This is a genomic window from Arthrobacter gallicola, from assembly GCF_014836775.1.
Taxonomy (GTDB): Bacteria; Actinomycetota; Actinomycetes; order Actinomycetales; family Micrococcaceae; genus Arthrobacter_B; species Arthrobacter_B gallicola.
Window position 1 is genome coordinate 219,690 of the sequence record NZ_JACSQD010000002.1, and the last position, 21,868, is coordinate 241,557.

Here is a 21,868-nt window from a genome sequence, read left to right on the forward strand (position 1 = left end):
GCACCGGCGGGATGAAGGATGTCAGGGGCGCAGTTAGTAGGAGAAGGCGGTGTCGAGGGCGTCCATCAGCCGGTCGATGTTCGGCAGGTAGTGCTCCTCGACGGCGGCAACCGGGTAAGGCATATGGAACCCGCCCACCCGGATGACCGGCGCCTCCAGGTGCAGGAAGGCTCGCTCCGTGATGCGGGCGGCGATTTCTCCGCCGATTCCGCCGAAGGTCGGGGCTTCGTGGGTCACGATCAGGCGCCCGGTCCGGCGGACGGATTCGGTGACCGTGTCGAAGTCGATGGGCGAGATGGAGCGCAGGTCGATGACCTCGACGCTCCGCCCGTCTTCCGCGGCAGCGTTGGCGGCAGCCAGCGCCACCGGCACCAGCGGCCCGTAGGCAACGATGGTGGCGTCCGTTCCCGCACGCAGAACCTGGGCCGTGTACGGATCACCCGAGGGCGCCGTCGTGTCCACTTCGCCCTTGAGCCAGTAGCGGCGCTTGGGTTCAAAGACGATCACCGGGTCCTTGCCCTGCATGGCCTGCTGGATCATCCAGTAGCCGTCCTGGGGGCTGGAGGGTGTGATGATGCGCAGTCCGGCCGTGTGGGCGAACAGCGCCTCCGGCGATTCGGAGTGGTGCTCGATCGAGCCGATTCCGCCGCCGTACGGAATGCGGATGACCACGGGGGCACTGAGCGCCCCGTCGCTGCGGGAGTGCATTTTGGCCAGCTGGGTGGTGATCTGGTTGAAGCCGGGGAACACAAAACCGTCGAACTGGATCTCGCAGACGGGCCGGTAGCCGCGCAGGGCCAGGCCAATCGCCGTGCCGATGATGCCGGATTCCGCCAGCGGAGTGTCCACCACCCGGTCGGCACCGAACTCTGCCTTGAGCCCCTCGGTTATCCGGTACACGCCGCCCAGGGATCCGATGTCCTCGCCCATCAGCAGTGCCTTGGGATCGTTTGCCAGGCCGGCCCGCAGGCCGGCGTTGATGGCCTTGGCCATGGTCATGGTCGTGGTGCTCATGCGCCGGCCTCTTTCGTGCTCTCGTCGGTGTCGGCAAAGCCTGCTTCGTAGGACCGGTGGAAGGCCTGTTCCTCGTTGATCAGGGCATGGGGTTCCGCATAGACCCCGGCGAAGGATTCCTCGAAGGTCGGCGGCTCCATGGCCTGCACATCGGCGCGCAGCTTGGCTGCCAAGGCGTCTCCCTCGTCAGCCAGGGCGGCGAAGAAAGCGTCATCGGCGGCGCCCGTGGTGCGCAGGTGCTTCTCCAGCCGGCTCAGCGGATCACGTCCGATCCAGGCTTCCTCATCCGCGGACACCCGGTACTTGGTTGGGTCATCTGCGGTGGTGTGGGCGCTCATGCGGTAGGTGAAGGCTTCGATGAGCACCGGCCCCTTGCCGGAGCGTGCGTGCTCCAGGGCCCACCGGGTGACGGCATGGACGGCCAGGACGTCGTTGCCGTCCACTCGAACACCGGGGAAACCGTAGCCCTGGGCGCGGTTTGCCAGCGGGATGCGGGACTGAACCTCGGTCGGCACCGAGATGGCCCAGTGGTTGTTCTGGCAGAAAAAGACGACGGGAGCATCGTAGGACGCTGCAAAAACCATCGACTCGTGGACGTCGCCCTCGGAGCTGGCTCCGTCTCCGAAGTAGGCAACGGTGGCGCCGGCGGGCTGTGACGGATCCATGAGCTGGTCCCGGGCCATGCCCATGGCATAGCCGACCGCATGCGGCACCTGGGCCGCCAGTACCAGCGTGTAGAGGTGGAAATTGGCTTCCCGCGGATCCCATCCGCCGTGGGAGATACCGCGGAACCGCCGCAGGAGGTGGGACAGTTCGAGGCCGCGGGTGAGCGCCACTCCGTGTTCCCGGTAGGTCGGGAACACGTAGTCCTGCGGGGCCAGGGCGCGGCCGGAACCGATCTGGGCGCCTTCCTGGCCGGTGAGCGGAACCCACATCACCAGCTCGCCCTGCCGCTGAAGCGCAGTGGCCTCGATGTCAAAGCGGCGGATCAGGAACATGTCCCGGTAGAAGGAACGCAGCGCCTCGCCGTCGATATCCTCGGCGTAGCGGCCATAAAGCTCATGGCCGGTCCGCTCTCCGTCCGGTGTCAGCAGCTGAACCATGCCGTCGGGCGGGCTGCCGGCAGCGCGCATGAGGGAATCGTCCAGCGCCGCCGAATCGAATTCGCTGGCGGGCAGTTGCTCCAAGGCCATACCTCTCCTCGCCGGGCGGGTTTGAGACCCTGCCCCGCTAGAAATATGCCTGTGCAGGAATAAGTACCTGACAAGACATATACGTGGAAGTTACTCCACACAGCCTAGCGAGAGCAGGGATCACAAAAGCACTTAGGACACGCTAGGAAAGCCGGGGACCTTTTGTATAGGTCGCACAGAGAGCAAGGAAACGGGTGTTTGCCTCTGGCTCTCCGATGGAGACCCGGACACCCTCAGTGCCGAAGGCCCGCACCGAGAGCGCCTGCTGCTCCGCCAGCGCCGCGAACTCGGGGGTATTCTCGCCCAGGTTGAGCCAGACGAAGTTGCCTTCCGCCTGTGGAATCTCCCAGCCAAGTTCCTTCAGACCCGCCACGACGCGCGTCCGTTCAGCGACCAGTTCTTGTATTCTTTCCACAATTTCGCTGTGATGCCGCAGGGACGCAATCGCGGCTTGTTCAGCGATCTGGGAGACGGCGAACGGTACGGCGGTCACCCGCAGGTACTGCGTCAGGTGCGGATGTGAGATCGAGTACCCGACCCGGAGCCCGGCCAGACCCGCCCCCTTGGAGAACGTCCGCAGAACCACTACGTTCGGGTGGCGGCGGTAGATATCGACGCCGTCAACCGCCTCTGGGTCCCGGACGAAGTCTTCGTAGGCCTCGTCAATCACTACGATCACGTCCTCGGGAACCTTTGCGAGGAAGCTCTCCACCCCGTCCCGCGTCAGAACCGGTCCGGTCGGGTTATTCGGCGTGCAGAGGAGCACCATCTTGGTGCGTCCCGTGACGGCAGCAGCCATGGCATCGAGATCGTGATGTCCGTCTGCGCGGAGAGGAACCTGGACATCGCGGGCACCGGCGAGTCCCACGCTGATGGGGTACGCCTCAAAGGAGCGCCACGGGTAGATCACTTCATCTGGCACCCCGTCTTCGTTCTGACCTGCGAAGGTGGCGAGCAGCTGGTTCAGTGCACCCAGGCTTCCGCCGCCGGTGACAATATCCTCAGCGGGTACATCAAGGAACGCGGCCAGTTCGGTCCGCAGCGCCGTCGACAGCGGGTCCGGATAGCGGTTGACGTTCGGATGGGCGCTGATGGCCTCCAGCACGGAGGGAAGCGGCGGGAACGGGTTCTCGTTGGACGAAAGCTTGTAGCTTTGCAGTCCGTCAATGGCGACCGGCGGTTTGCCCGCAGTGTAGCGCGGCAGACGGTCTACGACCGGGCGCGGACGGATTCCCGGTGCCGGAACTCCAGCAGCATTGATGTCATTCTCGGTGGTGGTCATGGCTTAACCCTAGTCCCGATTCACCCCCGCCCGTGTGACATGATCCACAGTCCGGGAACAGGGGTGTCTTGGGAACCGGCCTGCCCTGTGCCAGCATTGGGCCATGCGCCTGTTGCTCCGTATCATCATCAACGCCCTGGCCCTCTGGGTTGCCAGCTGGGTCCTGCCCGGTATCACTCTGGGGGAAGACGGGTCCTCAGCAACCGGCAACGCCACCCTGGACGTGGTGCTGGCCTACCTTTTTGTCGGCCTGATTTTCGGCGTCGTCAATGCTTTTGTACGCCCCATTGTGCGCCTGCTGGCGCTGCCTTTGACCATCCTGACGCTGGGCCTGTTCACGATCATCATCAATGCGGGGATGCTGATGCTGACCGCCTGGCTGAGCAGTTTCACCCCGGTCCGGTTTGAGGTGGATTCGTTCTTCTGGACGGCCATTCTTGGCTCGATCATCATCAGTCTCATTTCGATGGTCGCGGGCTCTCTGACGGGTGCCCGGAAGTAGCACGAAGCCCGATCTGCTGTTGTTGCTGAGCCGGCGCCTGCGGCGCAGGGGACGCAGGCGGCGCAGTTCCGGCGAGGGTCCGTGACGCGAACGGCACCGGCGGGGCCGGCAGAACCGGCACGCCCGGCTTGACCGGCAGGACACGTGGAGGCGGTTTGGCCGGCAGGACCGGCACGTTCGGTTTGACCGGCAGGTCCGGCAGGTTCGGCACGTTCCGCGGCCCGGTCAGACGGGGCGTCCGCGGCAGATACCGCGGGCCCCGCGGGGCGGGGATAGGCGGAAGCCCTTTGGGGACGACCTTCGGCGCAGCCCGGGCGGGTATCCGGGTGAACCGGTACAGTTCGCGGGTTGCGATACTCCCGGCGCCCACGACCGCGCTCACTTCCGCCAGAGTTGTCCGCAGGGACGGATCGGTGCTCGCATCGGCGGCAGCTGCGCCTTCCAGGTAGACCGGGAGTTTGTGGGCCGGTCCCAGGCCGCCTGTTTCTCCCGGGATACTCATTGCAGGGTCGGTGAGCGTCATTGTGGTCCGGTTTGGCGCATCCGGGTTGGAGGTCCCGTCTGCCCCGGCCACCCAATCCTGCTGGTGCTCCAGGTGCAGTACCTGTGTGCTGGACGGTATGTCGGCGTCGCCTGCGGGGGCGCCGGCGGTCAGAACGTGGCGGACTTCGACTCCCAGCTCGGCTTCGATCTGACCGGCGGCGTTGGCCGCATGAATACCGCCCTGGCTGTACCCGACCAGGATGACAGCATCGCCTGCCTCGGCCTGCGCCTGCCTCAGAGCTTCCGCAACTGCTGCTGCAATGTATCTGCTCCCGGCGGCCCGGCCTTCGGCATTGCCGTAGTTGTCGAAAGGGTTGGAGCCCGCCGTGCGTCCCCCGGGCTGCGTTCCGGGCAGAGTGACCACAAACACCGGCCCCCCGCCGCGGTCGATCCGCAGGACTTCAATGACACCGGGGTCGTTCTCCTCCAGCAGCACGGCACTGCGGTTCAGAAGCCCTGCCGCACTGCCATCCACCGGAATCCTGGCGCCTGAGCGCGGGGACTTCTCCACCGTGATCGGGCGAAGCCCGTGGCTTCCAGGCGAAGCGCCAGCCATAACAAGTTTCAGGATTCCTTCATCGACGAACCGCAGCGGAAGCCGCTCCACCACTGCCCGCTCCGGAAAGCCTCCAGTGCCGCGGCCGGCAAACAGCAGGGACAGGAACGGAATGAGACCGGATGCCCCGGCCATGCGTTCTGACCTGCCCTCTGCATCGCGGTACCTGCCTGCTGCTGTTCGCAGATCGGCAGCGCTGTCCCTGGCAGCGTCCCTGCACCGGGACAGAAGGAAGACGGCCTGAGCGAGTTCGTCCAGGGCTGTAGTTGCAGCTGCGGGCGGCTGCAGCCACATCAGTCCGTGTTCCTCCATCTGCATACGCCGGAGGTCATCAGCCACAGTGCTCATCTGCCCGGCGGCGTGCTCCAGCCGGGCGGCCTGTTCCTCCAAAGCGTCGTACTCCACGAGAATGCTGCCCGCCCCGCCGGTGACCGTAAACCCGGGGCCAGGTACCGGACAGGTTGGTGACATGCCTAGCCCCAGGCCTTGTCCTGAGGCGTGCGGGCCAGCTCCCGGCGGGCCGCTGCGGCCGCTGCCAGCGCCTCGCCGCATGCGGACAGGTCCCGGATGATGTCCTGCAGACGCTCCAGGAACTGTCTCCCGGCCCCGGAGCGCCAGTGCTGGGGGTCGAACCGGCTGTATTCATCCTGCAGCCTGCGGATCTCCTCCGCATGCATCTCCAGTACCCGAGCCGACAGTCCGGCGTTCTCGGCCAGGTCCCGCGCGTGCCCCTCCTCAAGTGGCAGAGTCACCGGCTGTTCCACCTTTCATCGGCTGCTTGCTATGAGCCTTCGCGAACAACGTACGGCCTGGATCCGGGTGCGGCGTCCGCTGCCCAAGGGTTGGGGACATCCTCCGGCGGCACCCCCTGCTGTGCAGGACCAGTGCCGAAATGTCACAGAGCCGGGTGCCACGGGAGGACGTGGAAGAATTGCCTCATGGCCGATTCTGTTCCCGCACCCCGCGTCCCCCTTGCCTCCGTGACCCCAGCCATTGCGCTGGGCCCGCTGGACGGACGCTACCGTTCCGCTACCGCCCCGCTGGTCGATTACCTCTCCGAGGCGGCCCTGAACCGGGACCGTACCCACGTTGAGGTCGAGTGGCTCATCCACCTCACCTCGAACTCCGTCCTCCCCGGCACCTCACCGCTCACCGCGGACCAGCAGGCCGCGCTGCGGGACATCGTCTCCGGCTTCGACGGAAACTCCGTCAATGAACTGGCCGAGATCGAGCAGGTGACCGTCCACGATGTGAAGGCCGTGGAGTACTTCATCGGCCGCCGGCTGGCCGCCATCGGCATCGAGAACCTCACCCCCCTGGTGCACTTCGGCTGCACCTCAGAGGACATCAACAACCTCTCCTACGCCCTGGGCATCAAGGGTGCGGTGGAGAATGTCTGGCTGCCGGCCGCCCGGAAGATGGTCGCGCAGATCGCTGCCATGGCCGAGGAAACGCGGTCGGTTCCGATGCTCTCCCGCACCCACGGACAGCCCGCCACCCCCACCACCCTGGGCAAGGAACTGGCCGTTACGGTCCACCGCCTGACCCGCCAGCTGGACCGCGTTGCCGGCACCGAATTCCTCGGCAAGATCAACGGCGCCACCGGCACGTACGCTGCGCACTACGCCTCGGTTCCGAACGTCGACTGGCAGCAGGTGGCAAAGACCTTCATCGAGGGCCTGGGCCTGACCTGGAACCCGCTCACCACCCAGATTGAGTCGCACGACTGGCAGGCCGAGCTCTACGCAGATATGGCCCGCTTCAACCGGATCCTGCACAACTTCTGCACGGATGTCTGGAGCTACATCTCCATCGGCTACTTCGCCCAGGTACCGGTGGCCGGGGCCACCGGCTCCTCCACCATGCCGCACAAGGTGAACCCGATCCGCTTCGAGAACGCCGAAGCGAACCTGGAGATCTCCAACGGCCTGCTGGACACCCTGGCGTCCACGCTGGTCACCTCCCGCTGGCAGCGCGACCTCACGGACTCCTCCTCGCAGCGGAACATCGGCGTGGCCTTCGGCCACTCTCTGCTGGCCATCTCCAACGTGGCCAAGGGCCTGGAACGTCTGAACGTTGCCGAGGACGTCCTCGCCGCCGATCTGGACACCAACTGGGAGGTGCTCGGCGAAGCCATCCAGATGGTTATGCGCGCCGAGGCCATCGCCGGCGCTCCCGGCATGGAGAACCCGTACGAGCGGCTCAAGGAACTCACCCGCGGCAACCGGGTGGACGCCGAGCGCATGAAGGAATTCGTCTCCGGGCTGGGTCTGCCGGCCGAGGCCGAGGCACGCCTGCTTGCGCTGACCCCGGCGAAGTACACCGGCATCGCCGACAACCTGGTGGACCACCTGCAGAAGTAGGGCCGCACATAACAACGCCGGCGGGAGGCCGGGTTTGCGAACCCGGCTTCCCGCCGTCGTTGTTATCTGATTTCTAGTCCGCAGCAGCCAGCTGGCCGCAGGCGCCGTCGATCTCCTTGCCGCGGGTGTCGCGCACAGTGGTGGGAATACCGGCGTCGAGCAGGGTGTCGATAAACTCCTGGATGACCTCGGGCTCGGGAGAGGTCCAGATGGAACCCGGAGTGGGGTTCAGCGGAATCGGATTCACATGGACCCAGCCGCGGCCGCGGGAGTTGAGCTTCTTGGCCAGCAGCGCCGCACGCCAGGCATGGTCGTTCATGTCCTTGATCAGGGCGTACTCAATGGACACCCGCCGCCCGGTCACGCGGTAGTAGTTGTACGCGGCGTCGAGCGCCTCGTCCACCTTCCACCGGCTGTTGACCGGAATCAGCTCGTCGCGCAGTTCATCGTCCGGGGCGTGCAGGCTGAGCGCGAACGTGACCGGGATGTTCTCCTCGGCCAGCTTCTTGATCGCCGGGACCAGGCCCACAGTGGACACGGTGATGTTGCGGGCGCTCATGCCCAGGCCTTCGGGAGCTTCAGCGGCCATCCGGTGCACGGCGTTCATCACACGCTTGTAGTTGGCCAGCGGTTCACCCATGCCCATAAAGACGATGTTGGTGACACGCTCGGCGTCGTGCCCGCCGTCGCGGCGCTTGCCGCCCAGCCCGCCTTCGGCGATGACCCGGTTGGCCTGGACAATCTGGTCCAGGATTTCCGCGGCAGACATATTGCGGGTCAGCCCGGCCTGGCCGGTGGCGCAGAACGGGCAGTTCATGCCGCAGCCGCACTGGCTGGAGACGCAGAGCGTGATGCGGCCGGGGTAGCGCATGAGCACCGACTCGACGAGGGATCCGTCGAACAGGCGCCAGAGGAACTTGATGGTGTCCCCCTTGTCCGTGGTCAGGCGCTTCACCTCGGTGAGCAGGGTCGGGAACATCTCCTTGACCAGCTCGTCGCGGCGCTCCTTGGGGAGGTCGCTCATTTTTTCCGGATCGGTCGTGTAGTGCTGGAAGTAGTGCACCGAAAGCTGCTTGGCGCGGAACGCGGGCAGGCCCAGGGACTTAAGCTTCTCCTGGCGTTCGGCAAGCGTCAGATCAGCCAGGTGTTCCGGCGGCTGTGAGACGCGCGGGGATTTGAACTGCAGCAGGGGCCGGCCGTCGGGCTCCTTGGCCTGCTCCCAGCCTTCGGTTGCGGGGCGCACCTGCGGCTTGGTGCCGGGCGCGCGCAGGGCAGCTGGGGGAATGTTAGGGGAAGTCATCCCTTCCATTTTGACATGCATCCGCCGAGCGTGTTTTTTCCTCCGCTGATTCTCACACAGCGGAAATACCGGGCGGAACTGCCGGCCACCCGGGCATCACCTGCCGCCCGGGCCGGCTGGTCCTCATACCCCTAATACTCGGTTCGGTTCGCGGCGGTCTTCCAGGCATCGAATGGATCGTTGCGGCTCTCGCCGGAAATCTGGATCACCGGCATGGACCGCTCCTCCACCGGAGTCTGGAAATACTCATAGAAGACGGCGTCGTCGAACCCGGCCCTGGCGGCGTCGTGCCGGTCCGCGGCGAACACCACCCGGTCCACACGCGCCCACAGTGCTGAGGCCAGGCACATGGGGCAGGGTTCGCAGCTGGTGTACAGCACCGCCCCGGACAGGTCGAAGGTTCCCAGCGCGGCGCAGGCGGTTCGGATTGCAGTGACTTCGGCGTGGGCTGTCGGATCGTTATTGGCGGTGACGCGGTTAACGCCGTCGAAGGCCTGCCCATCCGCAGCGACGATCACAGCACCGAACGGCCCGCCGTTGCTGGCGACATTGCTGGTGGCAAGCTCGATGGCCCGTTCCAGGTAAGCGGCATCTGTGGTCATGGGAACTTCCCCCTCGATCAGAATCCCGGCGGTCTTTCCGCCACGGGAAATGCCAGGTTGATAGCAACGATCGTGCCCGCCTTCGCAGTGATGAGACTAACATCAGCGGCAGTGTGCGGGGACCGGCTAGCCTAGGGGCTACCCACAGGAAGGCACCGGATGAGCACAGAACCATGGACACGCGTCAGCACCCACCCGCACGAACTGGGAGAAGGACTGCGCCGGTCCCCGGGCGGCGTCCGGTGGGTGGATCTGCTGAAGGGCGAAATGTACGCCTGGACACCAGGCGCCCAGGACTCCCCCGCCTGCACCCACAAGCTTGGTAAGCCCCTGGGCATGGCCGAGGAGGACGGCACCGGCCGGCTCCTGGCCATCGCCGGAACCGGCGTCGTCCAGCTTCTCGATGACGGTTCCGACGTTCCGCTGGCAGACACCGGGCTGGATCCGGCACGCTACCGCGTAAACGACGGCGCGCTGGCACCGGACGGTTCCTTCTGGTTCGGCACGATGGTGCACAACGGCTCCGAACCGGACGGCGCGCTGTGGCGCTGGGATCCTGCGGACTGCGGTATCGCCAAGGTACTGGCCGGCATCGACATCCCCAACGGACCGGTTTTCCTGCCTGGCGGGCAGGAAATGCTCATCGCGGATTCGGCAGCAGGCCGGATTCTCCGCTCCACCCTGGCAGATCCGGCGGACACCGTGCCCTTCGCGCAAACCGCCGGCGGGTCCCCTGACGGAATGCACGTTGACGGCCGGGGAAGAATCTGGAACGCGGTGTGGGGAGCTGCCCGCCTGGACGTCTACGCTCCCGACGCCACGCTCCTGGCGGCGTTACCGCTGCCGGTTGGTCAGCCCACCAGCGTTCTCCTCACGGATGAACCGGATCCCTGGATCCTGGTCACCAGCGCGGCCACGGGCCTTTCCGATCCTGGTCCCTTCGACGGGTTCACGATCGCTGCCCCCTTCTCACGGGTGGCTGCCGGGTTGAACCGCTAGCACCGCTCCGGCGCTGCCGGTTGCTGCCGGGCGCGGCCCGGGCTGCCTGGCGCGGCCGCGGCCCGGACGTGGGACGGCTAGCCATCCACGAAACTTACCCGTCCACGAAGCGGTGGCGTCCGGCCAGGCCGCCCATGACGGCAGCCGCGGCACCAATCAGCAGGAACATCAGCGCTGCCGGAGTGAAGGAGCCGGTGGAGGTGTGCAGGACGCCGACCAGCAGGGTCCCGGAGGATCCCACCCCGTAACCCACGCACTGCATCATGCCGGAGACCCGCGCCGCGGTTCCGGAGTTCCGGGTGCGCAGCACGATCAGAGTCAGCGCGAGCGCGGTCAGGCTGCCCTGCCCGACGCCGAGGAGCACAGCCCATAGCCACACCAATTCCAGCGGGCCGAGGATCACGAGGGCGAATCCGGCGCCGGTCAGCAGGGCAATCGCGGCATTCAGCCAGCCCTGGCTGCGCAGCCGCGCCGCCAGCGGCGGTGCGAGAAAAGATCCCAGGACCTGCACCACGATTGAACCTGCCACGATGTAGCCGGCGGTGCCGCCGTCGATCCCCCGGTCCCGCAGAACCGGTGCCAGCCAGGCGAAAACACTGAAGGACATCATCGCCTGCAGTGCCATAAAGGCGGTGATCTGCCAGGCCAGGGGTGAAGCCCAGACGGACGGGCCGGAAGCGGTCTGCCGGCCGCCGCGGGCGGGCCGGCGCCGCAGGGCCAGCGGGGCGAAAAGCAGCAGGACGACGGCGGCCGGCAGCGCCCAGAAACCCAGTGCCGCCTGCCAGGAGCCGGTGGCTTCCAGCAGCGGGTGCGTGAGTCCGGCACCGAGCGCGGCAGCGGCGCAGATCGCGCCGGTGTACAGCCCGCTCATCAGTCCCAGCCGATGCTGGAAGTCACGTTTAACGAGGGTGGGCAGCAGGACGTTGACGACGCCGATGCCTGCGCCCGCCGCGATGGTTCCGGCCACCATCGCGGGGAAGTCGCCGAGTCCGCGGACGGCGAGTCCCGCCGTCAGCACTGCCATCGCAGCCAGGATGGTCCGCTCGGTTCCGAACCGCCGGGCCAGCGGCGGTGCTGCCGGCGCAGCGAGCCCGAGCATCAGTACCGGACCGGTGGTCAGGACGGTGATCAGACCGGCCGGGATCCCGGATGCTGCCGTGATTTCCGGCAGGATCGCGGAGAAGCTGGAAAAGACCGTGCGCAGGTTCAGCCCGATCAGTACGATGCAGATGCCGAGCAGCAGCAATCCGCGCCCGCTCGGGCCCCCGCCCGCTGTGTCTTCCGCCCGGTGGGGTGCGGGTGCCTCAATGACGGCGGGGGTGTTGCCCATTGCTTCGGTGTCCTCTCCAGAAGCCCACAGGGCTCCTCTGTCCGGCTCCACGGTAAGAGGAACCCGGCCGACGAACCAAAACAGGCAGACGCCGGAGGCGCCGTCATATAACGGCGACCGCGGGATTTATGACGGAACCCGCGTCCAAAACCGTCATGCAGCGCCTCGTTGCCGCAGACATTTGGGCAGGACCCCGGGCGTTACCTACAGTGATCCCACCAACCATCAAGAGCGGCCGAGAGATCTGGCTTGTTGACGCCGCAGCAACCATCTTGCTGCCCTCCCCCGGGGCGGGCAGCGGGAACGGTGCTACCGCCAGAACCGATGGAGACGCATCAGCGAACCCACCTGCGGCCCCGGCGTGTTCTCAGCCCCGGATACCGCTGGTTCCGGAAACCCTGATGCACTCCCTCGCAGGACCGAGGAGAGGCACATGACACTTCACGCCCAAGCCGTTACAGCCAGCGAAGCGGCGGCCCTTCCATGAGCACCGGCGACGGCGGCTGCACAGCCACCTCCCTGATCCATGCCGGCTACGAACCCCAGGACCCGTACCGGCCCGTGGCCGTCCCTATCTACCAGACGGCCGCATACGAATTCCGCGACTACGCCTCCGCCCGAAGCATGTTTGCGCTGAAGGAACCGGGTTTCACCTATACCCGGACCGGCAACCCGACGGTGGCCGTGCTTGAGCAGCGAATCGCAGCGCTCGACGGCGGTGTGGCTGCGCTGGCCACGGCCACCGGACAGGCCGCAGTGGCCGTCGCCCTGTTAACCCTGGTGCGCGGCGGTGAGCACATTGTCGCCTCCTCGAAACTTTACGGGGGAACGGTGGACCTGCTCACCGACACCTTTGACGACTTTGGGATCGAAGTCAGCTTCGCCGATCCGGCCGACGTCGGCGCCTGGGCGGCAGCGGTGCGCCCGCGGACCCGGGCCTTCCTGACCGAGTCCATCGGCAACCCGCTCGCCACGCTGCAGGATCTTCCGGCGATTGCCGCGGTGGCGCACGGAGCCGGCGTCCCGCTGGTGGTGGACAACACCCTGGCCACCCCGGTGCTGTACCGGCCGCTGGACCATGGAGCCGACGTCGTCGTTTATTCGGCCACCAAGTTCCTGGGCGGGCACGGGACCACCCTTGCCGGCGCCGTCGTCGACGGCGGACGCTTCGACTTCTCTGCCTATCCGGATAAATGGCCGCAGCTCACCAAACCCAAGCGCCGCTACGGCGGTGAGGTCCTGTGGGAACGCCACGGGCACGGCGCGTACCTGGCTCTGGCGCGCAGTAAGTATCTGCACGATCTGGGTCCCTCCCTGGCGCCGTCCAGTGCCGTGCAGATTCTTCAAGGTCTGGAAACCCTGGATGTCCGGATAGCCCAGCACGGCCAGAACACCCGTGAGGTGGTCCGGTTCCTGACCAGCCATCCGGCCGTCGCTGCGGTGCACCACCCGTCAGTGCCGGATCACCCGCAGGCCGGGCTGGCGGTCCGGGACTTCCCGCGCGGGGCCGGAAGCGTCTTCTCCTTCGACCTCGCTGCGGATTCCGGCCAGGTGGGTCCGTTTATCGACCGGCTGCGGCTCTTCAAGCTGGTGGCCAATGTCGGCGACACCCGCTCGCTGGTGGCGCATCCGGCGGCTATGACACACTGCCGGCTCAGCCGGGAGCAGCGTGCTGCCGCCGGCATTGGCGAGACCACCATCAGGCTCTCGGTGGGGGTCGAAGCCGCGGCGGACCTCGTCGCCGATCTGGCCCAGGCACTCGAGCCGCTGGCTGGGGCTGCTCCCTTGACGGCAGGAACGCCTGCCGCCGTGATTTCTGCCGGATCGGAGGCCTGAAATGGCACAGTACGCAGGGTTTAATACCACCGCCATCCACGCCGGGCAGGAACCGGATCCCTTGACCGGAGCTGTGATCCCGCCGATCTACCAGACCTCCACCTTTGTGCAGGACGGGATCAATGTGCTGCGTGCCGGGCATGAGTACAGCCGCGGATCCAACCCCACCCGCAACGGTTTTGAAACCCAGCTGGCCGCATTGGAACGCGGAACGGCGGCCTTCGCTTTCGCCTCCGGTCTGGCGGCCGAGGACGCGCTGCTCCGGGCGGTGCTGCGGCCCGGCGACCACGTGGTGCTGGGCGGAGACGGCTACGGCGGCACCAACCGGCTGATCAACGGACTGCTGGGTCCCTGGGGTGTGGCAAACACGGCGGTGGACATCACCGATCTGGCAGCGGTCGCAGCCGCGGTCCGGCCCGGAAACACCGCGGTTCTGTGGGTGGAAACGCCGTCAAATCCGCTGCTTGGCATCGCGGATCTGGCCGGCTGGGCGAAGGTGGCGCACGCGGCCGGGGCCCTGCTGGTGGTAGACAACACCTTCGCTTCGCCCTATCTGCAGCGGCCGCTGGACTGGGGTGCGGACGTGGTGGTGCACTCCACGACGAAGTACATTGGCGGGCACTCGGATGTCCTGGGCGGAGCAGTGGTGGTGGCGGACCGCTCCTTCCGCGGCCGGGAGCTGGCCGAGACCGTGGGCTACCAGCAGTTCGCCGGCGGCGCCGTCGCCGGCCCCCAGGACTGTTACCTGGCCGCCCGCGGCCTGAAGACCCTGGGGCTGCGGATGGAGCGGCACACTTCCAATGCGCAGAGTCTCGCCGAATGGCTCCAGGACCAGCCCGGCGTCGCCGAGGTCCTGTATCCGGGGCTGCCCGGGCATCCGGGGCATGCCCTGGCGGCGCGTCAGATGACAGGCTTCGGAGGGATCGTTTCGGTTCGCTTCGACGGCGGTGCGCCGGCCGCCCGGGCCTTCGCCGAGTCCACCCGGCTGTTCGCACTGTCGGTGAGTTTGGGCGGGGTGGAATCCCTGATCTGTTACTGCTCGGAGATGACGCATGCCTCGGTGCGCGGCACAGAGCTTGCCGTGCCCGTCGACCTGGTCCGGCTGTCGGTGGGGGTGGAGGACCTGGCGGACCTGCAGGAGGATTTGGCCGGCGCGCTGGAGCGGACACATGAACGCTTCGCAGATGCCGTGGTGCTCAACAGGTGATTTGAGCCGCCCAGGGGTACGCTCGGGCTGCCGGATGCCCCGTGTGATGGACCGAACCCCGGAGTCTCCGGGGTTCGGCCCATCACAGCCGGTTAAGGGGCGGAATGCCCCTGCGGCGCGGGTTACTTCCAGAGCCGCCGGGAGGCTATCTCCGCGCCCTGGCCCAGGGCTTGAAGCTTGGCGGCGGCGATCTGCGGGTGCACGCGCCCGCCCAGGCCGCAGTCCGTGGAGGCGATGACGGCTTCCCGGCCCACCAGGCCGGCGAACCGTTCGATCCGGTCCGCCACCAGTTCGGGATGTTCCACCACGTTGGTGGCGTGCGAAACGACGCCGGGGATAATCACCTTTCCCTCCGGCAGTTTGGTGTCCTCCCAGACGCGCCATTCATGCTCGTGCCGGACGTTCGCGGCCTCGAACGAGTAGGCGCCGGCGTTGATCTGCAGCACCGCGCCGATGATGTCCTGAAAGGGGATATCGGTGGTGTGCGGTCCGTGCCAGGAGCCCCAGCAGACGTGCAGCCGGATCTGCTCCTGGGGCAGGTCCCGCAGCGCCCAGTTGGTGGCCTCGACGCGCAGCTGGATGAACTTGAGGTAATCCTCCAAGGACGGTTCCGGATTGATCTGGTCCCAGCTCTCAGCCAGCGACGGGTCATCCAGCTGAACGGTCAGGCCTGCCTCGATGATCGCCTTGTACTCCTCCCGCATGGCGTCGGCGCTGGCGTACAGCAGTTCCTCGTCACTGGCGTAATACTCGTTGGCAATCCGCGCACAGGAGCCCGGGGAGAGCGATGCGACGAATCCTTCCGTCAGCCCCGCGGCATCCAGTCCTTTCTTCAGGTTGGTGATATCGGAGGCGACCAGCTCATGCCCGGTGTACGTCAACGGACCGGCGACCTTGGGCTGTTTGACCGGCTTCCGGTTCGCCAGGATGCCCGAGGAAGGATCGGTGTACGCATCATTGAACGCGACCCGGTCGCGGCGGTCGGTGAACGAGGTCAGCACGATGCTGCCCGGGGAAGAGCGGCGGGCCTGGTTATCCGCCCAGCGGTCCACGTCCGTGGCTTCCAGGCCGCCAAGCCGGGCAAACGAGTAGTTCCACCAGGCGCCGTAGTCCACCGAGGACGACATCGTGTGCCCGTACTCGCCGTCGTTGGCAATGTCCACGCCGAGATTCTTCTGGCGCTGAACGACGTCGATCACGGACGTCTCAAGCAGGCCGAGGAACTCCTCCGTGATGCCCTCGGCTTCCTTCTTCTCATTCGCCGCGAGCAGTTCCGGGGTGCGGGGCAGGGAACCGGCGTGGGTGACGCGGATCCGGCCGGTGTTCAGGGGCATGGTGAGTAGTCCTTTCCATTGGTGCTGGCAGCAGCACCGCCGCCGTTGTGAAGAGCAGCGGGCACCGTCCTCTGCCAGGACACATCTGCAGATATTTCCTTAGTGAAAACCAAGTGTTTGATGACTTCCGGATCGGCACCGAGGTCGAAACCCGGGCTGTAGCCGGTGGCCAGATAGAGGTTCTTTGCCTCCGGCTGGCGCGGTCCGGTGGTCAGGTAGATCCGGCGGTAGCCCCGGCGCCCGGCCTCTGCCTCCAGCTCGGCCAGCACCAGGCGGGCGAGGCCGCGGCGCCGGTGGCCGGGATGGGTCCAGATGCGCTTGAACTCCGCGGTCTGTTCGTCGTAGCGGCGGAAGGCACCGCCGGCCACGGATTCTCCGCCCTCCTGGATGATCAGCAGCGCGCCGTGCGGGGCGGCGAACTCCTCCGCCGGGTAACGGAGCATCTCCTGGCTGGCGCCGCCGAAAATGCTGCCGTACCGGTGGTCATATTCCTGGGTGAGCCCCTGAACCAGCGGTTGCACACGGGGGTCCTCCAACGGCAGATGGAGCACGGTCAGCTCCGGCCCGGCGGGCGCAGGGAGAGTCATCAACGTTCCTTTCGTTCAGGCCAGGGAGGAGTGGAGCAGATTGACGGCGGCGCCAAGCCGCGTCCGGGAGAGCTCATCGGCAGCGGCGGACGCCGGGGCTGCCACGTCGGTGAGGATCTGCCGCGCCAGCGCATCGCTGTCACGGAACGGTGCGGCGTTGCTGTTCGGCCGGGCGAACGCTCCGCCGCCCCAGCCCGACGTCGCAGGTCCGACGGCGTACAGGCCCGGCCGGGTGCCGCCGTCCGCCCCAACGAGCCGTGCACGGGAGTCCACCAGCAGCTTGCCGGTGCCAGCCGCCGCCGGCCCGGCGCCGGTGTGCTCCTCAGCGCCGAGGCCGGACTCGTGGAGCGTCCGCAGCAGCGGGTTTGCCGAGCCCGCCACGGCCGGCGGGGGGAGCCGGGCCTCGATAAGCGCCGCCGCGGCCACCGTGTGGCCCGTCTGCGGGGAGGAGGCCGTGAACAGGCCACGCGCTTCGTCGGTGTCCACCTGCAGCGCGGGGCCGAGGAACCTGAGGTACCCGGCGTCGTGCAGCGCCAGCATTTCGCGCAGCCGGCTGGCCGGCGGACCGGAATCCACGTAACTGAAGAAACCGTGCCACCAGCCGCTGACCTGCCGGCGGGAGGAAGGCGTGAGCAGGTCCATGGGAACCAGCCGGCCCAGTTCGAAGTACACCCCCAGCAAGGCCAGGAACAGGCCAAGGGTCTCTGAGTTTGCTCCTCCGTCTCGCAGCCGGAGATCCTCGCGGATGTGCGTGGAAACTGCCGCCTGCATATCCCCGGGCCCGGCGAAGGCCATCCCGGCCAGCGGATGATCAAGCTCCTCGAACTCCAGCCGGTCCGCTGCCCGGGGCACGGCTTGGTTCACCAGGCGGCGCCGCTCGTCGGAATACCAGGGAACGGCGTCGAAACGGGGCACAAAAGCGGACCACGGCAGGGTCACCCGCCCCGGATGCCCGGTAAAAAGTTCCCGGTAATAGCCGAATGCGGCGTCCTTGGCCAGCAGCGGCCACAGGTGCTGCCGGAAATCCAGGCCGCCGTGCTGCTCATGCAGCGCGGCGACAGCGCCAGCGGTCAGGTACCGGGGCGGACCGGGCGGGTCGCCGCTCAGCTCAGCACTGATCTTGGAGCGGTACGGAACACCCCGGCGGGAGCCCGCCCACAGCACCGGTTCTTTTCCGGAAGGCAGGTAGCGCAGGGCACCGCCGGGCGCCTCGGCAAACCGCCCGCCGCGGCCTTCCATCAGCAGCACCATCAGGTCCACGAAGGCCAGCCCCATACCGGAAACGATCGCTTCCTGTCCCGGCTGCAGGGCCGAAAAGTCGACGTCGTTGGTGTAGGCCGGCGGGGTGTGGAAAAGCTTGTGCCGGGCCGCAAAGCCGGCAAAGCGGGTGGAGGCCGGCTCCGGCACCGAGTCCGTGTGACCCACAGCGACTACGACGGCGTCGCCCCGCAGCTGTGCCCCCGAGTCCAGCCGCACCAGGTAGCCATTGCCCTCCGCTGTGACCTCCACGGCGTGGTCCCGGTGCACGGTGACCGGCACCTGCGGGCCCAGCGCCCGGACCGTGCGGCGAAAAAACCATTCCAGGTACATACTCTGCAGCTGGCGGGTCGGGAAGGTCTCCGGGCGCAGGCCGGCCAGCTGGCGGGCCAGCTCCTCAGTCGGCACCGGAACGTCCGTGATGCTGCCGTCCACCACACCGGCGGCCCATTGAACCAGGCTGGGCCCCGCCACGGCCGGCCCGGCGCACTCCACCGAGTCATCGGTAAACATGGTGACGTCCGCGGCCCTGGAATTGAGCTTCAGCAGCGGGCTCTGGTCCTGCCGCCAGATCCGGCCGGAGCCAGGGGCGTGCGGCTCCACGACGTGCACGGCGAGCCGGCCGCTGAAGAGCCCGGCCCGGTTGGCGGCCAGCCGTTCCAGGACCATGGCTGCCCGGGGGCCGCCGCCAATGAAAATGACTGTCTTCGAGGTGCCGCCGGGCGGCTGGGCCAGCGTGTTGGTGACCGGCATGGCGCTCCTTTCAGGCAGCAGTCGGACCTGCATCCCGCTCAGCGTAGAGCCCCCGGCGGGCCGTTGCAGCGCGGCGGTAACCGGCCTTCACGAGCCGAAATATTGCGCAACTCCACGCCATGCAAGTCCTCCGGCGGGGCCGCGCCGGAGCCAATGCGTCGCCGGTTTACTCTGCACGACGGCGTGCTTGAGTGCGCCGCTGCCGCCGTTCTAGATTCATCCAACCTTCCGGATTCCGGCTGGGGTACAAAGCCTTCTGCACCGTGCAGGACAGGTTCGCAGACAAGAGCGAGGTGGCGCATGAGTTCCACAGCATCAAACAGCCAGACCCGCCCGGAGACGGCAAAGCCCGAAGCTGCCCCGCCTCCGGAGGTGGTTCCGGAACGGCAGTCCGCAGGTGCCGGCGGCTCCGGCCGCCCTCCGGCCAGCGGAGCCGGCACGGGCACTGCCGCGGACTACTCCGGTTACCCGGTGGTGGCTGCCCGCCATCCCTGGCGGTGGGCAGGGACCGGGCTGGTGGCCCTCGGCCTCGCCGCGGTTCTGTGGTCGCTGGTGACGAATCCGCGCTGGGAATGGGACGTGGTGGCCCAGTGGTTCACCGCTGAATCGGTGCTGCGCGGCCTGGGCGAAACCTTGAAGCTGACGGCCATCGCCGGCAGCCTCGGCTTTATCCTCGGCTTTATTCTGGCGCTTATGCGGCTGTCCTCCTCGCCGCTGCTGGTCTCCGTGTCCTGGACGTTCTCCTGGATCTTCCGTTCCACCCCGCTGCTGGTGCAGCTGCTGCTTTGGTACAACCTCGGGTACCTGTACGAGAAGGTGTCCCTGGGAATCCCCTTCACGGACGTGCGCTTCTTCGAAGTCCAGACCACCACCTTGATCAGCCAATTCGCGGCGGCCGTTCTGGGTCTGACCCTGAACCAGGCCGCCTACTCGGCGGAGATCATCCGGGGCGGCATCCTCGCCGTGGACCAGGGCCAGCTTGAGGCGGCCGCAGCGCTGGGCATTCCGGCCTGGCGCCGGTCCACCCGGATCGTGCTGCCGCAGGCCATGCGTTCAATCCTTCCCACAGCCTTCAACGAGATCATCGGCCTGGTCAAAGGCACCTCGATTGTGTACGTGCTGGCCTATTCCGAGCTGTTCTACACGGTGCAGGTCATCTACAACCGCACCCAGCAGGTGCTGCCCCTCCTGCTGGTGGCGACCCTCTGGTACGTGGTGATTACCTCGGTGCTCAGCGTGTTCCAGTACTACATCGAGCGCCACTACTCCAAGGGTGCCGTGCGTACCCTGCCGCCAACACCGCTGCAGCAGGCGCGGCAGTTCTTTGCCACCCATGCCAGGAAAGCCGAGGTCTCCCGATGAGCCGGTCCGCCGCCCCAGCCGCCCTCGAACCGGGCACCCCGGCCGCCACCCGCGGCCTGGTGGAGATCACCAATGTGTACAAGTCCTTCGGCCAGGTGGAAGTACTGCGCGGCGTCTCGTTGACCGTGCAGCCGGGCGAGGTGGTGGTGATCCTGGGCCCCTCCGGGTCCGGCAAGTCCACCCTGCTGCGCACCATTAACCACTTGGAGAAGGTCGACGCCGGCCACATCGCTGTGGACGGGGATCTGGTGGGTTACCGGGCCCGCGGCGGAAAACTCCATGAGCTTCGGGAGAAAGAGATCCTGGCCCAGCGCACCCACATTGGCATGGTGTTCCAGAACTTCAACCTGTTCCCCCACCTGACCGCCGTCGAAAACATCACCGAAGCCCCGCTCTACGCCCAGAACCTCCCGCGCGGCCAGGCACGCACGCTCGCCCTGGAGCTGCTGGAGCGTGTGGGGCTGTCGGACAAGGCCGATGTTTATCCGCGGCAGCTCTCCGGCGGACAGCAGCAGCGGGTAGCGATCGCGCGGGCACTGGCGCTGAATCCGAAGGTCGTGCTGTTCGACGAGCCCACTTCCGCACTGGACCCCGAACTGGTCGGTGAAGTGCTGGATGTCATCCGGAGCCTGGCGGACTCGGGCACAACCCTGATCGTCGTGACCCACGAGATGGGCTTCGCCCGCGATGTGGCGGACCGCGTGGTGTTCATGGACCAGGGCCACATCGTGGAGCAGGGCACCTCCGCACAGATCTTCGGGGCACCGCAGCACGAGCGCACCAAGGCTTTCCTCTCCAAGGTCATCGAACCGGCCTTTCACCTCTGATTCCAACTGACGCAACAAAAAGGGAACCAATGGCTAACACCTTGCTCCATCCGATTCCGGCACTGTCCGCGGCAGCCGCCGTCGTACTTCTGGCCCTGACCGGCTGCTCCGATCCAGGTTCCGCAGGCGCGTCGGAAGGCAGCGCCTCTGCGGCACCGGCCGCCAACGGTGTGGTCTATAACCTGGCGCCGGAGCAGAACCGCATCCGCACTGAGAAGGACGCCGACGCCGCCGCGCAGGTACCGGCGGACATCGCCGAGGACGGCAGGCTCACCGTCGGTGTCAGCCCGTTCGCTACCCCGCTCTCGGTTTACGCCACGGACGACAAGACCGTGATCGGCAACGAAACCGATATTGCCCAGCTGGTCGCGGACAAGCTCGGCCTGGAGCTGGAACTGCAGGTCACGTCCTGGGAGAACTGGCCGCTGAAAACCCAGTCCGGAGACTTCGAAGCGGTGTTCTCCAACGTCGGCATCAACGGCGACCGCGTGCAGCTCTTCGACTTTGCCACGTACCGCGCCGCGTTTATGGCCTTCGAAGCCCGGAAGGATTCGGGCCTCACCGTTGACGGTTCCGATGACATCTCCGGCAAGAAGGTCGCCGTCGGCGCCGGCACCAACCAGGAGAAAATCCTGCTGGCCTGGAACCAGGAACTCGAGGACGCGGGCAAACCCCCGGCGCAGCTGCAGTACTACGGCAGTGACGCGGATACCATCCTGGCGCTCTCCTCCGGACGGCTGGACCTGAACCTCTCCCCGTACCCGAGCGCCACCTATCGGGAGAACACGCGGGACGACCTGGAAATTGTCGGCAAGGTAAACGCCGGCTGGCCCTCGGAGACCCTGGTGGCAGCCACCACCCTGCGCGGCAACGGCCTGGCCGCACCGCTTGCGGCGGCCCTTAACTCGGCCATCAAGGACGGCAGCTACGCCAAGGTGCTCGAACGGTGGGGCTTGTCAGAGGAAGCCATTCCCGAGTCGGTCGTGGTCGATGCCTCGAACTTTGAGAAGTAGGCAGCAAA

Annotated in this window: 19 protein-coding genes and 1 riboswitch; of the genes, 8 read left to right on the forward strand and 11 right to left on the reverse strand. The window is 66.9% G+C overall.

Going from position 1 to position 21,868, the window contains the following annotated elements:
* Positions 1-33: 33 nt before the first annotated feature.
* The 3 genes from H9639_RS05400 to H9639_RS05410 form a co-directional block, all read right to left on the reverse strand.
* Positions 34-1,014 (reverse strand): alpha-ketoacid dehydrogenase subunit beta, encoded by a 981-nt coding sequence (locus H9639_RS05400; protein WP_191807107.1) that lies wholly within the window; start codon positions 1,012-1,014, stop codon positions 34-36.
* Positions 1,011-2,207, reverse strand: coding sequence for a pyruvate dehydrogenase (acetyl-transferring) E1 component subunit alpha (pdhA, locus tag H9639_RS05405; protein WP_191807108.1), 1,197 nt, complete (start codon positions 2,205-2,207; stop codon positions 1,011-1,013). Before pdhA ends, H9639_RS05400 begins: the two co-directional genes overlap by 4 nt.
* Before the next feature lie 142 nt (positions 2,208-2,349).
* Positions 2,350-3,489, reverse strand: coding sequence for a histidinol-phosphate transaminase (locus tag H9639_RS05410; protein WP_191807109.1), 1,140 nt, complete (start codon positions 3,487-3,489; stop codon positions 2,350-2,352).
* 103 nt (positions 3,490-3,592) lie between these two features.
* Between H9639_RS05410 and H9639_RS05415 the strand changes: the two genes are divergently transcribed.
* The gene (locus H9639_RS05415) at positions 3,593-3,991 is read left to right on the forward strand and encodes a phage holin family protein (RefSeq protein WP_191807110.1); all 399 of its coding nucleotides are present in this window, start codon (positions 3,593-3,595) and stop codon (positions 3,989-3,991) included.
* Here H9639_RS05415 and H9639_RS05420 read toward each other — a convergent pair.
* The gene (locus H9639_RS05420) at positions 3,948-5,561 is read right to left on the reverse strand and encodes a hypothetical protein (RefSeq protein WP_191807111.1); all 1,614 of its coding nucleotides are present in this window, start codon (positions 5,559-5,561) and stop codon (positions 3,948-3,950) included. The genes H9639_RS05415 and H9639_RS05420 overlap by 44 nt on opposite strands.
* Positions 5,562-5,563: 2 nt before the next feature.
* A complete protein-coding gene (locus H9639_RS05425) occupies positions 5,564-5,842 on the reverse strand; it encodes a hypothetical protein (protein WP_191807112.1) in 279 nt (92 codons plus the stop codon).
* Between the two features lie 186 nt (positions 5,843-6,028).
* Between H9639_RS05425 and purB the strand changes: the two genes are divergently transcribed.
* On the forward strand, positions 6,029-7,453 hold the full coding sequence (purB, locus tag H9639_RS05430; protein ID WP_191807113.1) for an adenylosuccinate lyase: 1,425 nt from the start codon (positions 6,029-6,031) through the stop codon (positions 7,451-7,453).
* Positions 7,454-7,526: 73 nt separating this feature from the next.
* On the opposite strand, the gene rlmN is transcribed toward purB, so the two are convergent.
* Positions 7,527-8,753, reverse strand: a complete 1,227-nt coding sequence (gene rlmN / locus H9639_RS05435; protein ID WP_225219244.1) for a 23S rRNA (adenine(2503)-C(2))-methyltransferase RlmN — start codon at positions 8,751-8,753, stop codon at positions 7,527-7,529.
* 131 nt (positions 8,754-8,884) lie between these two features.
* Positions 8,885-9,355: a nucleoside deaminase gene (locus H9639_RS05440; RefSeq protein WP_191807115.1), complete on the reverse strand. Its 471-nt coding sequence runs from the start codon at positions 9,353-9,355 to the stop codon at positions 8,885-8,887.
* Positions 9,356-9,514: 159 nt separating this feature from the next.
* On the opposite strand from H9639_RS05440, the gene H9639_RS05445 reads away from it, so the two are divergent.
* The gene (locus tag H9639_RS05445; protein WP_191807116.1) at positions 9,515-10,354 is read left to right on the forward strand and encodes an SMP-30/gluconolactonase/LRE family protein; all 840 of its coding nucleotides are present in this window, start codon (positions 9,515-9,517) and stop codon (positions 10,352-10,354) included.
* A 94-nt stretch (positions 10,355-10,448) separates the two neighbouring features.
* Here H9639_RS05445 and H9639_RS05450 read toward each other — a convergent pair whose 3' ends face one another.
* A complete protein-coding gene (locus H9639_RS05450) occupies positions 10,449-11,684 on the reverse strand; it encodes an MFS transporter (RefSeq protein WP_191807117.1) in 1,236 nt (411 codons plus the stop codon).
* A 219-nt stretch (positions 11,685-11,903) separates the two neighbouring features.
* A riboswitch (SAM riboswitch) is annotated at positions 11,904-12,015 on the forward strand.
* 152 nt (positions 12,016-12,167) lie between these two features.
* On the opposite strand from H9639_RS05450, the gene H9639_RS05455 reads away from it, so the two are divergent.
* Positions 12,168-13,520 carry an O-acetylhomoserine aminocarboxypropyltransferase/cysteine synthase family protein gene (locus H9639_RS05455; protein ID WP_191807118.1) on the forward strand — a complete coding sequence of 451 codons (1,353 nt, stop codon included), beginning with the start codon at positions 12,168-12,170 and terminating at the stop codon, positions 13,518-13,520.
* A 1-nt stretch (position 13,521) separates the two neighbouring features.
* Positions 13,522-14,727, forward strand: coding sequence for a cystathionine gamma-synthase (locus H9639_RS05460; protein WP_191807119.1), 1,206 nt, complete (start codon positions 13,522-13,524; stop codon positions 14,725-14,727).
* Between the two features lie 122 nt (positions 14,728-14,849).
* Here H9639_RS05460 and H9639_RS05465 read toward each other — a convergent pair whose 3' ends face one another.
* From H9639_RS05465 to H9639_RS05475, 3 genes are read right to left on the reverse strand one after another with little or no spacing between them, the layout of a single operon-like run.
* On the reverse strand, positions 14,850-16,061 hold the full coding sequence (locus tag H9639_RS05465) for a cobalamin-independent methionine synthase II family protein (protein ID WP_191807120.1): 1,212 nt from the start codon (positions 16,059-16,061) through the stop codon (positions 14,850-14,852).
* The gene (locus H9639_RS05470) at positions 16,052-16,648 is read right to left on the reverse strand and encodes a GNAT family N-acetyltransferase (protein ID WP_191807121.1); all 597 of its coding nucleotides are present in this window, start codon (positions 16,646-16,648) and stop codon (positions 16,052-16,054) included. Before H9639_RS05470 ends, H9639_RS05465 begins: the two co-directional genes overlap by 10 nt.
* Positions 16,649-16,663: 15 nt before the next feature.
* Positions 16,664-18,658, reverse strand: a complete 1,995-nt coding sequence (locus tag H9639_RS05475; RefSeq protein WP_191807122.1) for an FAD/NAD(P)-binding protein — start codon at positions 18,656-18,658, stop codon at positions 16,664-16,666.
* Positions 18,659-18,958: 300 nt separating this feature from the next.
* Between H9639_RS05475 and H9639_RS05480 the strand changes: the two genes are divergently transcribed.
* The 3 genes from H9639_RS05480 to H9639_RS05490 are packed head-to-tail and all read left to right on the forward strand — an operon-like array spanning position 18,959 to position 21,860.
* A complete protein-coding gene (locus H9639_RS05480; protein ID WP_191807123.1) occupies positions 18,959-20,020 on the forward strand; it encodes an amino acid ABC transporter permease in 1,062 nt (353 codons plus the stop codon).
* On the forward strand, positions 20,017-20,847 hold the full coding sequence (locus tag H9639_RS05485) for an amino acid ABC transporter ATP-binding protein (protein WP_318241986.1): 831 nt from the start codon (positions 20,017-20,019) through the stop codon (positions 20,845-20,847). Before H9639_RS05480 ends, H9639_RS05485 begins: the two co-directional genes overlap by 4 nt.
* 29 nt (positions 20,848-20,876) lie before the next feature.
* A complete protein-coding gene (locus H9639_RS05490; RefSeq protein ID WP_191807124.1) occupies positions 20,877-21,860 on the forward strand; it encodes a transporter substrate-binding domain-containing protein in 984 nt (327 codons plus the stop codon).
* Positions 21,861-21,868: the final 8 nt, after the last annotated feature.

Excerpts from the sequence above, each read along its gene's own strand:
- H9639_RS05455 (WP_191807118.1), top strand. The coding sequence starts at position 12,168 with ATGAGCACCGGCGACGGCGGCTGCACAGCCACCTCCCTGATCCATGCC.
- H9639_RS05470 (WP_191807121.1), bottom strand. The coding sequence starts at position 16,648 with ATGACTCTCCCTGCGCCCGCCGGGCCGGAGCTGACCGTGCTCCATCTG.
- H9639_RS05490 (WP_191807124.1), top strand. The coding sequence starts at position 20,877 with ATGGCTAACACCTTGCTCCATCCGATTCCGGCACTGTCCGCGGCAGCC.
- H9639_RS05465 (WP_191807120.1), bottom strand. The coding sequence starts at position 16,061 with ATGCCCCTGAACACCGGCCGGATCCGCGTCACCCACGCCGGTTCCCTG.
- H9639_RS05445 (WP_191807116.1), top strand. The coding sequence starts at position 9,515 with ATGAGCACAGAACCATGGACACGCGTCAGCACCCACCCGCACGAACTG.
- H9639_RS05480 (WP_191807123.1), top strand. The coding sequence starts at position 18,959 with ATGAGTTCCACAGCATCAAACAGCCAGACCCGCCCGGAGACGGCAAAG.
- H9639_RS05400 (WP_191807107.1), bottom strand. The coding sequence starts at position 1,014 with ATGAGCACCACGACCATGACCATGGCCAAGGCCATCAACGCCGGCCTG.
- H9639_RS05450 (WP_191807117.1), bottom strand. The coding sequence starts at position 11,684 with ATGGGCAACACCCCCGCCGTCATTGAGGCACCCGCACCCCACCGGGCG.
- pdhA (WP_191807108.1), bottom strand. The coding sequence starts at position 2,207 with ATGGCCTTGGAGCAACTGCCCGCCAGCGAATTCGATTCGGCGGCGCTG.
- H9639_RS05460 (WP_191807119.1), top strand. The coding sequence starts at position 13,522 with ATGGCACAGTACGCAGGGTTTAATACCACCGCCATCCACGCCGGGCAG.
- H9639_RS05415 (WP_191807110.1), top strand. The coding sequence starts at position 3,593 with ATGCGCCTGTTGCTCCGTATCATCATCAACGCCCTGGCCCTCTGGGTT.
- H9639_RS05485 (WP_318241986.1), top strand. The coding sequence starts at position 20,017 with ATGAGCCGGTCCGCCGCCCCAGCCGCCCTCGAACCGGGCACCCCGGCC.
- H9639_RS05420 (WP_191807111.1), bottom strand. The coding sequence starts at position 5,561 with ATGTCACCAACCTGTCCGGTACCTGGCCCCGGGTTTACGGTCACCGGC.
- purB (WP_191807113.1), top strand. The coding sequence starts at position 6,029 with ATGGCCGATTCTGTTCCCGCACCCCGCGTCCCCCTTGCCTCCGTGACC.
- H9639_RS05475 (WP_191807122.1), bottom strand. The coding sequence starts at position 18,658 with ATGCCGGTCACCAACACGCTGGCCCAGCCGCCCGGCGGCACCTCGAAG.
- H9639_RS05440 (WP_191807115.1), bottom strand. The coding sequence starts at position 9,355 with ATGACCACAGATGCCGCTTACCTGGAACGGGCCATCGAGCTTGCCACC.
- H9639_RS05410 (WP_191807109.1), bottom strand. The coding sequence starts at position 3,489 with ATGACCACCACCGAGAATGACATCAATGCTGCTGGAGTTCCGGCACCG.
- rlmN (WP_225219244.1), bottom strand. The coding sequence starts at position 8,753 with ATGACTTCCCCTAACATTCCCCCAGCTGCCCTGCGCGCGCCCGGCACC.